This window comes from Pseudoalteromonas sp. DY56-GL79 (genome assembly GCF_041414765.1).
Taxonomy (GTDB): domain Bacteria; phylum Pseudomonadota; class Gammaproteobacteria; order Enterobacterales; family Alteromonadaceae; genus Pseudoalteromonas; species Pseudoalteromonas piscicida.
In genome coordinates, this window is record NZ_JANHZS010000027.1 from 12,646 (window position 1) to 28,507 (window position 15,862).

A 15,862-nucleotide genomic window follows, 5' to 3' on the forward strand; every position below is an offset into this window, starting at 1 on the left:
AAAGATTGGAATATTGACTTTGTCAAAAAACATTCATTCTTTCAAAAATCAAAATAAACATTAAGCTTTTGTTTTTAATGAATTTAATTAATTCTACTTCACTCAACAGCACTTGAAAAATTTTCAAAATAACTTGCTTAATCACTCAATTCGATTTACTGTATAAAAAAACAGTGACTAGGGGAATAACCATGGCCGTTATCATCAAATATGTTGTTGAAAGAAATGGAGTCGAGCGTATGACTTTCACGTCTAAAAAAGAAGCTGATGCTTATGATAAGATGCTAGATGTAGCTGAAGCATTGGAAGACATGCTAACGAAAGTTGACGTGCCGCTGAGTGAACAACAAGTTGAATCCCTAGCGCTTGAAATTGCAAAACAAAAAGATGACTTTGTGTCTGTGCTAAAAGGTGCCAAAGTAGCACCAAAGGCCAATACCAAAAACAAATCTGAAAACGAAAAAGCGTCAGATCCAGATAAAGTGACCAAAATTAAGCAAGCCTAAATGATAATAACCACTTACTTCAGTGGGTGGTTTAGGCTGAAAATAAAAAACCGCATGTTCTGCGGTTTTTTATTTTGTGCTGTGTAGCGTGGTATTATTTAATTACGCTTGCCACTGCATCAGCAAAGTAATTAATATTATCTTTGCTTACACCAGCTACGTTAACGCGGCTAGAGCCTACCATATAGATAGCATATTCAGTGCGTAGTCTGTCAATTTGCTCTTTATTAATACCTAAGAAAGAGAACATACCGTGCTGACGGTCGATGAACGAGAAATCTTGCTCAACACCTTTTGCAGCTAGGCTTTCTTTGATCAACGTACGTAGACCATTGATGCGGCCGCGCATTTCGTCAAGTTCGTCGTACCACATTTGCGTCAGTTCAGTACTGCTTAGAATGGTATTTACAATATCAGCACCGTGTGCTGGTGGCATTGAATAGATACTACGAACAACGCTAAGTAATACTGAGTTTGAAACATCAGCAGTTGTACTGTCTTTTGCAATGATTGAACACGCACCGATACGCTCGCGGTATAAACCAAAGTTTTTAGAGCAAGATGAACAGATGATCATTTCATCAACTGTATCCGCGACCGTTCTAAGGCCTTGTGCATCTTCTTCAAGGCTAGTACCAAAGCCTTGGTATGCAATATCAATTAATGGCGTAAAGCCTTGCTCTTTCGCAAGTTCAGCAACCACTTTCCATTGCGCTTGATTTAAGTCCATACCACTTGGGTTATGACAACATGCATGAAGTAGTACTACATCACCTTTAGGTACTTGCTTCAGCGCATTGATCATCTCATCAAACAACAACCCTTTGTTTTCGTAGTCGTAGTAAGGATATTCTTTAACTGTTAGGCCAGCTGCTTCGAATAGGCTGATGTGGTTTGCCCAAGTTGGCGTCGTAACCCAAACAGTTGCATTGGTGTTGCAACGTTTAATAAATTCGGCAGCAACACGTAATGCGCCAGTACCACCTGGTGCTTGCGCCGTACGTACACGGTTTGCCAATAATGTACTATGCTCTCCAAGTAACAGTGTTTCCATCTTTTGACAGAAGTCTAAGTTACCAGCCAAACCAATATAAGATTTTGTCGTTTCGTTTTCTAAACGAAACGCTTCCGCTTTTTTAACCGCTCTAAGTACCGGCGTGTTTCCCTGCTCGTCCTTATAAACACCTACACCAAGGTCAATTTTGTTTGGGTTAGTGTCCTGTTTATAAGCGGCCATCAGGCCTAAAATAGGATCTGTTGGAAGTGGTTTTAGCTCTGAGAACATGGCTTATCTCTTTTATTTTAATTAATGCAAACTCGAGCGGCTGACGCCCGATTCCAGTAGACTTGATGGTAACATAGAGACTTGCATCTCAGTTACCATATTTATCTAGAATTTTATTCATTTTTGTAAACTTGGCAGCACCACAAAGGCGTCAAGTTTACAGCCGGACATTCCGATAATTATTTGGGTAAATATTCAGGGATTCTCGTACATGCAGCTGCAAGCAATGCTAAAATTTCTTCGTTGAAAAATGACTCAGAAAACGCTTCTGCATCAATAATTCCAATACAATTTTGAGCATCATCGAATAATGGCAGACAGGTTTCTGCTTTCACCTTTGGATCGCAAGTATAGTACTCTCCTCCACTGGCGACATATTGAGGGATGTCATTAATCACTCGAGCTTTAGCACTCAATACCGTTTGAATATTATTTGACGTAGCGGCAAAAGCATCCGTTATAGGGAATAGCGGTCTACTCGGCGCGCCAGAATACGCTAATTTGAGAAGTTGTTTCCCTTCATTTGTCGCTCTTGCTTGGTATATGCCAAACCAATCAACAGCTGTAAATTCAACTACCGCTGACACTATCGTTTGCAGCTTGGTAAGCGATCGTGCATTAGCCGTGTTCTTTTCAACATAATCACTCAATAAAAAAGGTGCTTCCTGAAGGTATCCAAACAAGCTGCAAGCGCCCCCTTCCCCAAGTTCAGGGATCTGATATGACCACACAGCAGGGCTTGATTTTTGCTCAATATAAGCATCTAGTTTTTCTAATTGCAGCAAAAGCAACTCGCGGGAGATAGATAATCCACTCAATGAAATATAATCTGACATTTTAGCCATCTAAACATCTAAAGTTAATGCAACTTTACCACGCTCTTTATACCTTGCCAATACTAAAAACAGGTACATAGAGTAATAGGAGTAGATAGTAAACTAAAGCAGAGGTGAAATACGCTTGAGTGGAATTTAGACCGATTTAGAGGTGAGTGAATAAATCATTTCTATTTCATTTCCAGCACTGTTGTAGCTAACGCTTTGAGCAATTTCGTTAAGTAAGCTAACACCTCGGCCATGGCTATGCTCTTGCTGTGCTTTGTTACGCTCGCTTGATTCAAAACCATTACCTGAATCACAAATGTTGAAGTATAGCTTTAGCTCTTCAGGGCTGTAGCGCACTGAAATAATAATGAGCGCTTCTTTTAGCTCCTTCAAAACACTCTCTCGCAAACTGTAGAACTCAAAAAAGCCATCTTCTTTATTTTTAATCTCAGAATCTAGCCCCAACACACCGTGATCTAAAGAATTATTGTAGGCTTCGGAGAGTAGTAAGAAGATGTTAGAGCGATGCGCCGAAATACCGTCAACCTCACTAAGCAAGTCCACCAGCTCAAGTACCGGATCGGTAGTTTTCATCTGTTTGGCATCTAAAGATAACGAAATATTGAACGGCAAGCTTGAATAATGGTTAGGCGCAGAAACAATTGACTCGCTGGCAACGCAATTAATAATTGCGATACTTAAGTCATCTTGTTGCTCCGTATTGCCAGAAAACTCGCGAACTTCAGAGATAATTTGATCCGTGGAAATATGCTGCCGACTCGCCAGCAAGCGCTTTAACCGTCGTTCGCCATACATTTCCCCCCGCTCAGACTCAGACTCAATGATACCGTCTGTCGCCATTACGAGGCGTTGGTCGGGGCTAACTTCAAAATGCAGCAGATTACGTTCAAACTCATCGACTTCTAAAATGCCGAGTGCCATATGTTGGCTCTCAATGGTTTTAATAAGGCTACCATTTTGGTCAATCAGATATAAATCTGGCAAACCACCAAGCCAAGCAGAAACACTTTTCCCTGAGCTGCTCAATTCAATGATTGCTGCTGCACAAAACATATGACCAGGTAATAACTCATTAAAGGCGGTATTGAGCTCAACGGCTATATCACTAACCGCCATCCCCTTTTGCACCATAGTATAGAAAATGCGCGACGCAGGAAGCGCGCCGACCGCAGCTGCTAAACCATGGCCAGTAAAATCACCCAGTAAACAATAAAAGCCACCCATCGGGCTCTTGGCCATTAAAAACATATCGCCATTAAACATTGACGCGGGTGACAAGTGGTATTCACAAATCTCAGGATATTCAGATTGTTGTGCAAGCGCATTACTAAAGATGTGCTCAACAATCTCGTGCTCTCGCTCTATCTGGTTATAGTGATATTCTAGTTGTCGGCGTTGTTCGTTGCTTTGTTGGCTGAGCCTACGAGTCCTCGCATGCGCTTTGATTTTGGCTGATAAAATGACTTTATCAAACGGCTTATGAATAAAGTCATCACCTCCTACAGCAAGACATTTTTCAAAGCTACTTTGATCTTCAAGTGCGGTGATAAAGATGATGGGGAGGTATACGTCGCCCGCATATTGCTTTATTTTGGGGGCAGTCTCAAAGCCATCCATTACGGGCATGACAACGTCTAGCAGCACGATGTCGATGTCCTGACTTTCGAGAATTTTTAATGCATCACGACCATTATGGGCACAAAAAACGGTATAAAATTGTTGCTCAAGCATTGCCTTGAGCAGCTTACAGTTTAATACCTGATCGTCGACTACCAAGATATTCATGAGGGGCTAATCTATCGGCGATCAGTCAATATCAAACTTCTTATCAAAACGAGAGATCTGGAGGATTTTCTTAAGTTGTGGACGGCAGTTACTAATTTGAATGCTAGAAACTGAGCTTCCTAGTGTTTTTTTCATATTTAACAGCATACCCAAAGCGGAGCTGTCCATATAATCGGTTTCACGCAGGTCAACAACAACCTTTTCGGTTTGATCATTCACCTCCGCATACGCCTGACGAAACGATTGCACCAAATTAAAGTCGAACTTACCTCTAATTTGAATGGTTAGTGTCTTACCGTCAGCAGAAGCGTTTTTACTCAAGCTCATCATTAAGCTCCTAAATTATTTTGATTTGTTTCCCCTCACCAATTTAAATATAACGCTTAAAAATCATTTAGCAAAAAATAAAAAACATCTAATCTGCTTTTTGCTATGATCTCTGCAAAGAACCCGCAAGAGGACCAGAATCAATGTCAGAATCAAGACTTGTGTACTCCACAGATGTAGGCCGTATTGACACCAAAGAGCCAAAGCAAGATGTTCAAGGGAAAGTTTTTAAAGACGGCGCCGTTCGTATTGAAAGACAAACTAAAGGGCGAAAAGGCAAAGGCGTTATGCTTGTCGTTGGCATCGATAGTGAACAGCATGATCTAAAGAAATTGGCAAAAACGCTTAAATCAAAAATGGGTCAAGGTGGTGCAGTTAAAGAAGGCGTTATTGAAATTCAAGGCGATGACAGAGAAAAGCTTAAGCAATTATTAGAAGGCCAAGGCTTCAAAGTGAAAATCGCAGGCGGTTAGGCGCTTATTATTTTCAGCCCCATGCCTTGGGGCTGAGCCGCTATACTGCAGGGGCAAACCGCAAAATCTCGGCTTCACTCAACGGCGGGCTGTAGTAATAACCTTGTACAATATAGCAATTATTTTTCGCCAAGAACGTCATCTGAGCCTCAGTTTCCACCCCTTCAGCAATAACCTGCAAATTTAGTTTTTGCGCCATTGCAATGATAGCCGCGGTGATCTCCATATCGTTCGGATCTTCAGGGATATCCTTTACAAAGGAGCGGTCGATTTTAAGTATATCAACCGGGAAACGCTTAATATAACTTAAAGACGAATAGCCTGTACCAAAATCGTCAATAGACAGTGAAACGCCAAGCGCTTTGATATCTCTAAGTTGTATGATTGCTGCTTCTACGTCTCCCATCAGCATACTCTCAGTAAGTTCAAGGTGTAGTAGAGTCGGCTCCATCTCAGTTCTGTCAATAATATCTGACAGCGTACGGATCAATTGTGCGTCTTTAAACTGTCTCGCAGAAAGGTTGATGGATACGTTAGCAATCTTGCCCGCAGCTTTTAAACGACGAGAAAAATGGCACGCTTCTTCTAACACCCATGCACCAAGCTCTACGATTAGGCCTGTCGCTTCAGCAATTGGAATAAATTTACTTGGCGGAATGGTTCCTTCGCTTGGGTGGAACCAGCGAATAAGTGCTTCATAGCCAACAACCTCCCCACTTTCACTGTTCACTTGTGGTTGATAATGCAAGGTAAATTGTTGCGCTTTAATTGCTATACGCAGCTCGTTTTCTATATATAGACGCTCGTTAGCAGCTTCGTCTAAATCTTGGCTATAGAAATGGTAAGTGTTCCGCCCTTTTGCTTTGGCCTGATACATTGCCAAATCTGCATGTTTAAGCAGCTGCTCCTCTTCTTTACTGTCAAACGGAGCCATCGTAATGCCAATACTTGCACTGACGATCACCTCGTTATTCCCCAGTTTTATTGGTTCTGCCAGTGTCTTTTGAATGATATTGGCAACTTCCATGGCATTTTCTCGCTCATTGATGCCGCTCAGTAACACCGCAAACTCATCCCCACCCAATCTGGCAATGGTATCTTCTGCACGGAGCCGCTTTTTCAATCTCGTCGCGACTTCAAGCAATAAGCGGTCACCCGCGTCATGTCCCAAGGTATCATTGATGCGTTTAAACTCATCTAAGTCAAAGTAAAATAGAGCAAAGGCGTAATGGCCACGTTCGGCAAGCGCCATGGATTTACGTAACTGCATCCTGAAAAACGTTCGGTTGGCAAGGCCAGTTAAGGTATCAAAGTAAGCCAATTCTTCCATTTTACGCTGGCTTTCTTTTACAAACGAAATATCTTGGGCTGAGGCGACATAACTTGAAATTGCGCCGCCTTCTTCACGGATCGGCGACACGCTCAAACTGACCCAAATAGGCGCCTCTCTGTTACCCGCCAACATAGTATCCCCGCGCCAATGATTGCGACTGCGTAAGTCAATATCGATATCATCAATGAGAATTGCCATGTCTTTTGAAATAATACTCAAAAGCGGAGAGCCAATAAAATGCTGTTCATCATAGCCCGTCATTTCCTGCATTTTTGGATTGACGTACTCAATTTGAAAATGCTCATTGGTCAATACAACGCCAGTACCAGAGAAAGCCACAGCTTTTGACAAACGGTTTGCCGCCTTTTCAGCGATTTCTTTTTCTGTAATACGTTGATTTAGGCCATTTACAAGCTGTTTTATCTCAACACTCATGTCATTAAATGAGGCGTTCAATTGACCTATTTCGTCATCGGTATGCGGCAAGGTTGGCGTATCCCACTGCCCTCGACCAAATCCCTTCACTGCTTTAACGAGCGCATTGATGCGTTTGAGTACTAATTGATATAAAACCTGATGCAGTAATATTGCGACAAAAATGGCATACAGAATAAACAAACCAAAGAACTTAACTTTAAGCTCTTCAATGGCCGAGATAGCCGACGCCCGCTTCTTGTAGATCCCAATGTACCAATCTAAATTGGCAATATGGGTCACGTGCATAATATGCCAGTTGTCTTTATATCTAAATTCATCTTGGATATTTGGCAGCTTAGTAATAAGTGCAGTTTGTACTATTTTACTCAAATCTTCTGGTAGCTTGTTGTGGTCCAATAGCTGCCCAGTCGCAGCGGTGGTTTTAAACAGGCCGGGAGCTGCCAATAATCGGCCCTGTTTATCAAAAACGATGAAGCCTTGCTGATGGTCAGATTTAGGTAGTTTTTCGAGTAAGGTGGTCAACTCTATATCGCTACCCGTTAACCCAAGGTATTTGTCATGTAAGTATAAAGGCACCAAAATACTGACCACCCACTTGTTCCAAACCCTATCAAAATACACGCCCGACCATACCGCTTCCCTCGTTGGGTTTTGTTCAGCGTGTAAAACAGGCAAGTTATGAAGCTGATTATTTACCAGCCTTGGGTCTTTCGCTAATAAGGCATTAGGAGGTGCAACACGAACAAAGCCGTCTTTTGTAGATAAGTAAAAATTAAAGAAATCTTGTAACAGTGGAGGCGCAAGAATGTTCCAGAGCAATTCAGATTCAGAAAATAGCTTTTGCACTGACTGCAATTTTAAATTGCCAGTATACATAGCTGCAGAGAGGCCATTTTTAGCTGTACTCGCTAAGTTTTCGCCACGCACGTCAACGCTCGCTTGTGCGCCAGATAAATCTTGTACGCCATAAAGTAAATGTTTGGAGACCACTGAGTTGGCTTGTTCGGCCAAGTTGGCTTTAAGATCGAGGTAATTTGAGAACTGATTGTTCACCTGCGCACTAAAACGCTTGAGCTCATCATACTCTTCATAGATTAACTGCTTTTCTTCAGATTTTAGCATCAATGCCGCAGCAAAAACCCCCGCGATCAAACACACGGCCGAAATCAACATCGACAGCTTTACACTTAAAGAGCTTGCACCATATCTTGATGGGGGACGACGATTGCCCACAAGTTAACCTATTCTTTTATTTACAGTGGTGGTGTTGCCTGAATATACCAGAATATTTTTCGACTCGCCAATAAGTTACGTTTGATTAACGTACTTAACTCACTGAGATTGGACACTTATCTACCAAATAACTTAGGTTTTTGCCCATACGTCCAAAGTAGTACTTGTTTTCTCGTTTAGTTCTATGCTAATAATGTATTCAGTTTCAAAGTAAGGTTTGAATAAATGAATTTCATCACACGCAACAGCAACACATATTTCTTTTTTAGCTTCTTTAGGTGAAGAGGCTTGACTGTTCGCGAGTGAAAAAGAATAGCTAAGCCTCCCAACTTCGGGAGGCTTTTTTTTTGGCTAAATGGGAGTGAGGACCTATGACACAAAATACATTAGATGCCCTTAGGCATGACATCAATGAGATAGATTCGGAATTACTGATTTTACTGGCAAAGCGACGTCGCATTAGTCATGGTGTGCTGGAATATAAGATTGCCAACAACAAACCTATCCGTGATGAAGCACGTGAGCAGGCACTGCTGGAGAAACTGATCCGATATGGTAAATCTCTGGGTCTTGATGCCTTTTATATAAACAGCGTTTTCCAAACTATCTTAGAAGACTCTGTATTAAACCAGCAAGCCATGCTGCAAAAGAACTTAAACCCCGATGCCGTAGGTGATACACACCGCGTTGCCTACTTGGGTGGACAAGGTTCTTATAGCCAGCTTGCTTGTCATAAATACTTCAGCCGTCGTCCCGGTAAGCTTGTGGAAATGGGTTGCCAAAGCTTTGAGCAAATCACCGAGCAGGTAGAGAAAGGCCAAGCGGACTTTGGTATTTTACCTATTGAAAATACCAGTTCAGGCAGTATCAACGAAGTATTCGATTTATTGCAACATGCACAAGTATCTATTGTAGGCGAAGTAACCCATACCGTAGAACATTGCCTCCTAGCATTACCAGATACAGAATTACAAGCCATCGACAAAATTTATGCGCACCCTCAACCTTTTGCCCAGTGCAGCCGTTTTATTCAAGGTCTGGGGGATATTCAGCATGAAACTTGCGACTCGACCTCTAGTGCATTAAAACAAGCAGCAGAGCACCCAAACAGTGCCGCGATTGGCTCGGCACAAGCTGGAAAGAATATGGGTCTAGAAGTGGTGAAATCTGGTCTTGCGAATCAGACCGAAAACCATAGCCGCTTTATTGTAGTAGCAAGAAAAGCACTTCAAGTGTCTACTCAAATCCCAACAAAAACTAGTTTAATTATGGCCACCAAACAGCAAGTAGGCTCACTTGCTGACGCGCTGATGGTATTTAAACAGCACAATATCAATATGGTTAAGCTAGAGTCACGCCCAGTACCTGGTAACCCTTGGGAAGAAGTCTTTTACGTAGATTTGCTTGCCAATATTGCAGACTCACAAGTCCAAGTAGCACTTGAAGAATTAAAAGATCATACCCAATTTGTACGCTTACTGGGCTGCTACCAAAGCGAGTCTTTGCAAGCCGTAGATGTGTTGTAATCATACTAAGTCACTCTCATAGAGACGAATAAAAAGCCAGAGCGCAAATTGCATTCTGGCTTTTTTGGTTGAGATTTGTTTAACCTTTGGATATTCAGGCTATTCGCTGCTAAGGCCAAGGAGCTCTATTTCTGAGATCTGTACTAGGCCATCGTTATTCGCATTTTTGCTAATATTTAGACGATAACTGCTATAGGCAAAAGCATTAGAGAAAGTAAACGCTCTTCGTTGTAAGCGCTCTTCCCAGCTCTCACCCACCCAAACCGCGACTTCTGTCCACGTCTCACCGCCATCATTAGAACCCAGTAACTGGAAGTTTTCGGGATCGCGTTCTGGTGCATCATTGGCACTGGTAATAGCCAAACCACTCACAATCTGTGGCGCAGTAAAATCGGCTTGGATCCAAGATGGTGATTCCTCTGTTGGCGGGCCTTGCCACTCATTGTGATCTAGCCATTTTGTCTCGATATCATTATCAAACGCCTTTTGTTCACTTTCCGCATCTCCAATACGATTACGCGCGGTGAAGCTTGTTCCTGCCAAATCAGACAAATCTTCAAGTGCATACTGAGGTCCAGCGAGTTCAATTTCGGCTATTTGCACTAATCCATCATTATTGGCATTTTTACTGATAGACAAGCGATAATGTGTGTAAGCCAAGCCATTAGCAAACGCAAAGGCACGACGTTCAAAACGCGATTCAAACGACTCTCCTACCCAAGTATTTAATACTTGCCATACTTCCCCATCGTGAGATGCTAAAAGTTGGAAGTTTTCAGGGTCACGCTCCGGTGCATCATTGGCGCTAGTAATGTACAAAGTATTTACCGCTTGCGCTTGCGGCAAGCTAACTTGAACCCAAGCTGGATTTTCAACAGAGGGAGGCCCCTGCCAGTCGTTGTGATCGAGCCACTTAGTCTCAACATTTTTATCAAATGCTTGTGCTGCGCCCTCTGAATCACTAATACTAAAACGTGCCGAGTAACTCGCACCTTGTACTTGTGCATGATCTAATCCAGAGATTTCTGGGCCGATTAATTCAATCTCAGCAAGCTGCATCAAGCCATCGTTATTTTTGTTCTTGGTTATCTCAAGACGATAGCTTTGATATGGCAATTGATTTGCTACCGCAAAGCTTTGGCGCTCCCCTCGCGCTTCAAAAGATTCACCAACCCAATTGCTCAACCGCTGCCATGTAACACCATTATCGTTAGAGCCAAACAAAGCAAAGTTCTCCGGATCTCGCTCTGGTGCATCATTGGCACTCGTTATCGCAAGCTGATTAACCGCCACCGCATCATTAAAGTCTACTTGGATCCAAGAAGGCGCTTCAACGGTGGGCGGGCCTTGCCAATCATTATGATCTAACCACTTAGTGGTTGGGTCGTTATCAAATGCCTTATCTTGGTTTTCCGCCTCACCGATACTGTTGCTTGCCGTGACCACAAACGTCTCAGTATCTGTATGGTCAACGCTCGGATAAACCGGACCAACAAATTGAATTTCTCCAATTTGCAGTAAGCCATCGTTATTTTTGTTCTTTGTCACTGCTATTCGGTAACTTGTATATTTTTGCGCATTACCAAATACAAAGCCTTGACGTTCAAAGCGCGCTTCAAACGACGCCCCAACCACATTACCCAAATTAACCCAACTCGCTCCCTCATCGTTAGAAGCTAATAAGGAGAAGTTTTCAGGGTCTCGCTCTGGGGCATCATTAGCACTGGTAATGTAAACACCGCTAATTGCTTGTTGAGTGGGAAAATCCACCTGGATCCAAGACGGCGCTTCCTCAGTAGGTGGCCCCTGCCAGTCATTGTGGTCAAGCCATTTAGTTTGTGGATCGCCATCAAATGCTTTGTCTGCACTCTCAGCATCACCAATAGCATTTCTTGCTGTGATAGTGGCACCTGATGTCACGACTTGCTGCATTGGTCCCGTGGATACCGGTTCATCAAATAATGGTAACGCTAAGTCCATAATACTATCGGCTCTGAGGCCTAGCTGCGCAGTTAATGGGTGAGCTTGAAGCGCGTTGTAAATTGGCAATCGAAGCGCTTCAAGTGCAACTTCATCACCGCCAAGTGCGGCGCTGAGATTACTAGCTGAGTCGCTTAAGACGCCTTGCAAAGAGCCTTGCTCGTCAAACTGTGCAAATGCGGCATTGAATAGAGAAAGCTTTTGCACACTTTCGGAAACATATGCCATCTCGCAACTTTGCTCACCAGAGTCAGAGGTTGTGCAAGTTTCCCCTAATTCAAAATTCGTTAATTGATCAGCGCTAACCACAGGTAACTCAAAAACATTGATGTTCCCGGTTTGCCAGCCAAGGGCCCGAAGCAATAACGCAGACATCTCCACTTTTGCCAATGCCATTAATTCGGGAGTAGAGACATTACGCCCCTCAGCAATTTGCTGCTCTACCAGCATGGTTGCTAGTGTCGTCAAGGCGTTGATTTGTAAGGTAGCATCAGCACTGCCATCGGCATTTGAACCAAACGGCACGGCGACATGACTTAAGGTAGCCAAAGTAACACCAGCAATATACTCGCCACTTACTAGTTCCCCAATTCCTACAGAACCACAGCGACTGGCGTCACAGCGCATCTGCGAGCCTTCGCTCGTTGTGGCGGTCACTTTAATGGTGGAATTAATGCCAAACCCGGCTTTACCCGTCAGTTCAATAAACAACTCCCCCGTTTGACTGGTTGCCGAGTTCTCATCCATCATCATGCTAGAGCCATTGAGCGCAGTCACCGAAATGCGGGCTTGGCTCAACGCGCCTTTTATCACTGAACCTGATACTTCTGCCGTCGTCACAGCGGGAGTTACTGGCACTTCTTCAACTTTTGGGTCATCGCTCCCGCCGCCACATGCAGCCAATATACTGCTAACGGCAATGAGCGGGATCGCATTTCTTATTTTATTTAACGTTTTCATATTTATCCCTTCTTACATATCAACCAACTCGTGTGACCAGGCTGATATAAACGCACCACAAGCAGGTGATAAGCCGTGATATTGTTTCTCGTTGTGCTGACACGACTTCACCCTGTTTGCATTACTTTATGGTTATCGCCAAAGTTAAAATCGATAGGTGATCCCAGCATAGTAGCGCTGGCCGGTATAGCTGCTGCTGCGCAATCTCGCTTTAGAATCTTCACCATAAAAGGTTCTCGGTTCTTCTTTGGTTAGGTTGATCACAGACGCGGTTAGGATCAGGTTTTCCATCAAGTTATAAGAAGCGTTCACATCAACTTGTTGGTATGGTTCCTGATATACAGTGAGCCCGTCTGCAAGCCCCAAAGCGGTTTCTCCTCGGCGGTTATATGATGCTCTGACACTAAAGGTGTCATTCTCGTAATAGGCGGAGAAGTTAAATTGATTATCGGCACTGCCGACAAGTGCAGACTCACCGACCTTTTCACCGTCTACGCTAATGTCTGCCTGATTGGTATCGTTTAGGGTGTAGTTAACGTTGAGACCAAAGCCATTGTCGAATGCATGTTGTGCAAACAGCTCTATTCCCCGAGAGGTTGCGTTTGTACCATTGGCGGTGGTGGTAAACGGCGTGACGGTAATATCACCCGGCGGTACAATTTCAACACCGGTAAAAGGGTTATCAAAGCCCTCAAACGGCCTTACTGAGGTAATAATCAAGGGCACGATAAAGTTATCTACGTCTTTGTTGAATACCGCAATGCCAACCGCAGATCCTTCGCCATAATAATACTCCGCAGATAAATCCATCTGTACCGATTCAAATGGTTTTAGCGCCTTGTTACCCCCTGAGCCGCGCCACCCTGGCTCCACAGGGTTGCCTCTAAACTCTAGTCTATCGTCTGCCCATTCTTGAGAGATAAAGGTCAGCTGCTCTGGCGCCCCCATGTCGTTGAACGGAGCTCGAGACATCGTTTTGGCGATAGCACCACGTATGACAAGATTGTCGCTGGCATCCCAGACAATATTGAAACTAGGTAAAAATTGCGAGTCGGTTACGGTACGCACGGTGGTGGTTTCAACGTCAATAAGGCGCTCATCACCTAAGATATCCTCTTCGGTGACATCATCAATGTCATCTAAAAAGTAGTTAATTTTATCCGATGACATAATTTGCGTTTCAGTCTCGACATAGCGTACTCCGATGTTTCCTCTAAAATCTCCAAAAGAAAAATCGGCCTGTAGATAGGCGGCCATGATCTCTTCTTCTATGTCGAACACAAAATCAGGCTCACGGCGCGTGTGCTTAACATATTCACTGGTCACGATTTCGCGGTATCGATCCCAATTGATCGTGGGCATCGCATTCACTTCAAAACCGCCTGGGATATTTTGTTCAGACGTTGCATTCAAAATATCCTCCAGTTTTGGCATACCCCCAATCCACTGATAAGACACTTCATCAATGGCACCTTGACTAAATGGATCTAGCTCGCCACTGGCAATTCTGTCAGCCCCATCTTGAGTAATGAAGAAGGTGTTGTTGGTTTCGCGGTGTAGTGTTGCTTTACGATATTTAGCACCGACGCGCAGCGTATCAACGATGCCGTACCCGACGCGATAATCAAGGTCTAACTGAGCATAGTCCTCTTCTAAGTCACTGACGACAAAGCTAGAACCAGTCGACCCCGGATCGGGATCGCCGGCAATACCAGCCTTAAGGTTAGACAGCAAAGCGGGATCGGCGTACAACGACACTCTGTCACCTAATCGCCATCCTGCAAATGAAGCGGCGTTTTCAACCAGTCCTGAGTCGCTGCGACTCGCAGGTTGGCCGCTTTTATACGCCGCGCTCCAAGATTCTGAAGGGCCACCGCTGGCCTCTGTGCGACCAAACTTACCGCGTAAATCATATAAATCACCAGCATATTCAAAAGCGAAGTCGTAGGTATCCGAGGTATCTTTTTCTACCGTATAACTCCCAATGATCCAAGGAAATTCAAGATTCCCTTCAGTGCCACCAGCGCCACTGGTGAAGTCCATGCCAGTCACAATCGTACCGGTTTCGTCTAGGGTAATACCGGTAAGATAATCTGGGTTGTACTTCCATTCTGGGATCCACATTTGTGACGTGGTGCGATTTTGCCCAAGCTCAAAATGAAAATGATTGAATGTTAAAGATAAATCATCTATTGGACGCCATTGAATGGTGGCTTGTAACCCCTGACGTTCACGTTTTTCTTTGGTTACCCCAACACCTGCAACTTGCGGTGCCCAAACACCGTCATAGACGTTGCCATAAGCATCTTCTAACGCTGCAAATCGACGTGTACTATCGGCAATCACATTGCCCGCCGTGTCCGCAGCTGGCAAGTCTGAACTCGTTGCCCAACGCCAACCGCCACCGCCCGACATATCACCGCCTAAAGAGCGGTTAGTGCGGTCTTGTTTGGTATAACCAACTAGTAAGCCAAAGGTTTCTTCTTCGTTCTTCCAAGAATAAACGCCGCTAAAATTAGGCTCGTACTCTTTAGTCACATCAGCGTAGGTATATTCAACATTCAACGCCCCAGAATTAGCCTCCATATCCAGTGGTTTACGGCTGTGTAGAATAACCGTGCCGCCGACCCCACCTTCATCTAAACGCGCCTCAGAAGACTTAAACACTTCAACCGATTGCACCATGGTAGAAGGCAACAAAGAGTAACTAAAAGAGCGCGACGGCGAGCCCGGAGAAGAAGCGATAAAATTGCCGTTTAACTGCGTAAAAGTAAGATCAGAGGAAAGACCACGAATACTGACGTTTTCCCCTTCCCCGCCACTACGAGAAATCACCACACCGGGTACGCGTTGCAGTGAATCTGCCACATTTTTATCGGGAAACTTACCGATGTCTTCTGCTGTAATGGCATCCACAATCGCGTTTGATAAACGCTTAATCGCCAAGTTTTCGGCCATAGATGCGCGGATCCCGCGCACCTCAATCGTTTCGATTTCCTGCGCTTCCTCTTTTTCGGTTTCTTCAGCCATTGCCCAGTTAGTAGCTGATAACATAGCGAGGACCAGTGCAGACTTGCTAAATTGCCGTGACCTTCCTGTCACATGGCGTCTGTTATTATTATTGGCCATTCCTATCTCCAAGTTTTTTATAATTTGTAAAGCCACGACGTC

General features: G+C 44.0%; 10 protein-coding genes. 3 read left to right on the top strand and 7 right to left on the bottom strand.

Translation table 11 applies throughout. The features are described 5' to 3' along the window. Positions 1 to 191 precede the first annotated feature (191 nt). A complete protein-coding gene (locus NO992_RS18455) occupies positions 192 to 506 on the top strand; it encodes a YebG family protein (protein WP_305776422.1) in 315 nt (104 codons plus the stop codon). Between the two features lie 94 nt (positions 507 to 600). Here the strand turns inward: NO992_RS18455 and NO992_RS18460 are convergent, their stop codons facing one another. The 4 genes from NO992_RS18460 to NO992_RS18475 all read right to left on the bottom strand — a co-directional run bounded on the left by NO992_RS18460 (position 601) and on the right by NO992_RS18475 (position 4,748). Continuing rightward, positions 601 to 1,791 carry an amino acid aminotransferase gene (locus NO992_RS18460; protein WP_371379737.1) on the bottom strand — a complete coding sequence of 397 codons (1,191 nt, stop codon included), beginning with the start codon at positions 1,789 to 1,791 and terminating at the stop codon, positions 601 to 603. Positions 1,792 to 1,970: 179 nt separating this feature from the next. Beyond that, entirely contained in the window at positions 1,971 to 2,636 is a 666-nt protein-coding gene (locus tag NO992_RS18465; RefSeq protein WP_371379740.1) for a GAF domain-containing protein, read from the bottom strand. Positions 2,637 to 2,762: 126 nt separating this feature from the next. Beyond that, a complete protein-coding gene (locus NO992_RS18470) occupies positions 2,763 to 4,421 on the bottom strand; it encodes a SpoIIE family protein phosphatase (protein WP_371379743.1) in 1,659 nt (552 codons plus the stop codon). Positions 4,422 to 4,442: 21 nt separating this feature from the next. Beyond that, positions 4,443 to 4,748 carry an STAS domain-containing protein gene (locus NO992_RS18475; RefSeq protein ID WP_010371095.1) on the bottom strand — a complete coding sequence of 102 codons (306 nt, stop codon included), beginning with the start codon at positions 4,746 to 4,748 and terminating at the stop codon, positions 4,443 to 4,445. 143 nt (positions 4,749 to 4,891) lie between these two features. On the opposite strand from NO992_RS18475, the gene NO992_RS18480 reads away from it, so the two are divergent. Then, positions 4,892 to 5,221, top strand: a complete 330-nt coding sequence (locus NO992_RS18480) for a stress response translation initiation inhibitor YciH (RefSeq protein WP_371379746.1) — start codon at positions 4,892 to 4,894, stop codon at positions 5,219 to 5,221. A 40-nt stretch (positions 5,222 to 5,261) separates the two neighbouring features. Here NO992_RS18480 and NO992_RS18485 read toward each other — a convergent pair whose 3' ends face one another. Further along, positions 5,262 to 8,225, bottom strand: coding sequence for an EAL domain-containing protein (locus NO992_RS18485; protein WP_371379749.1), 2,964 nt, complete (start codon positions 8,223 to 8,225; stop codon positions 5,262 to 5,264). 371 nt (positions 8,226 to 8,596) lie between these two features. Between NO992_RS18485 and pheA the strand changes: the two genes are divergently transcribed. After that, the gene (gene pheA, locus NO992_RS18490; protein ID WP_017216145.1) at positions 8,597 to 9,751 is read left to right on the top strand and encodes a prephenate dehydratase; all 1,155 of its coding nucleotides are present in this window, start codon (positions 8,597 to 8,599) and stop codon (positions 9,749 to 9,751) included. A 99-nt stretch (positions 9,752 to 9,850) separates the two neighbouring features. Here pheA and NO992_RS18495 read toward each other — a convergent pair whose 3' ends face one another. Further along, a complete protein-coding gene (locus NO992_RS18495; protein ID WP_371379752.1) occupies positions 9,851 to 12,691 on the bottom strand; it encodes a discoidin domain-containing protein in 2,841 nt (946 codons plus the stop codon). 144 nt (positions 12,692 to 12,835) lie between these two features. Then, complete coding sequence (locus NO992_RS18500; protein WP_371379755.1) at positions 12,836 to 15,820, bottom strand: TonB-dependent receptor; 2,985 nt, start codon at positions 15,818 to 15,820, stop codon at positions 12,836 to 12,838. Positions 15,821 to 15,862: the final 42 nt, after the last annotated feature.

Excerpts from the sequence above, each read along its gene's own strand:
- NO992_RS18500 (WP_371379755.1), bottom strand. The coding sequence starts at position 15,820 with ATGGCCAATAATAATAACAGACGCCATGTGACAGGAAGGTCACGGCAA.
- NO992_RS18460 (WP_371379737.1), bottom strand. The coding sequence starts at position 1,791 with ATGTTCTCAGAGCTAAAACCACTTCCAACAGATCCTATTTTAGGCCTG.
- NO992_RS18470 (WP_371379743.1), bottom strand. The coding sequence starts at position 4,421 with ATGAATATCTTGGTAGTCGACGATCAGGTATTAAACTGTAAGCTGCTC.
- NO992_RS18480 (WP_371379746.1), top strand. The coding sequence starts at position 4,892 with ATGTCAGAATCAAGACTTGTGTACTCCACAGATGTAGGCCGTATTGAC.
- NO992_RS18495 (WP_371379752.1), bottom strand. The coding sequence starts at position 12,691 with ATGAAAACGTTAAATAAAATAAGAAATGCGATCCCGCTCATTGCCGTT.
- NO992_RS18455 (WP_305776422.1), top strand. The coding sequence starts at position 192 with ATGGCCGTTATCATCAAATATGTTGTTGAAAGAAATGGAGTCGAGCGT.
- pheA (WP_017216145.1), top strand. The coding sequence starts at position 8,597 with ATGACACAAAATACATTAGATGCCCTTAGGCATGACATCAATGAGATA.
- NO992_RS18475 (WP_010371095.1), bottom strand. The coding sequence starts at position 4,748 with ATGAGCTTGAGTAAAAACGCTTCTGCTGACGGTAAGACACTAACCATT.
- NO992_RS18465 (WP_371379740.1), bottom strand. The coding sequence starts at position 2,636 with ATGGCTAAAATGTCAGATTATATTTCATTGAGTGGATTATCTATCTCC.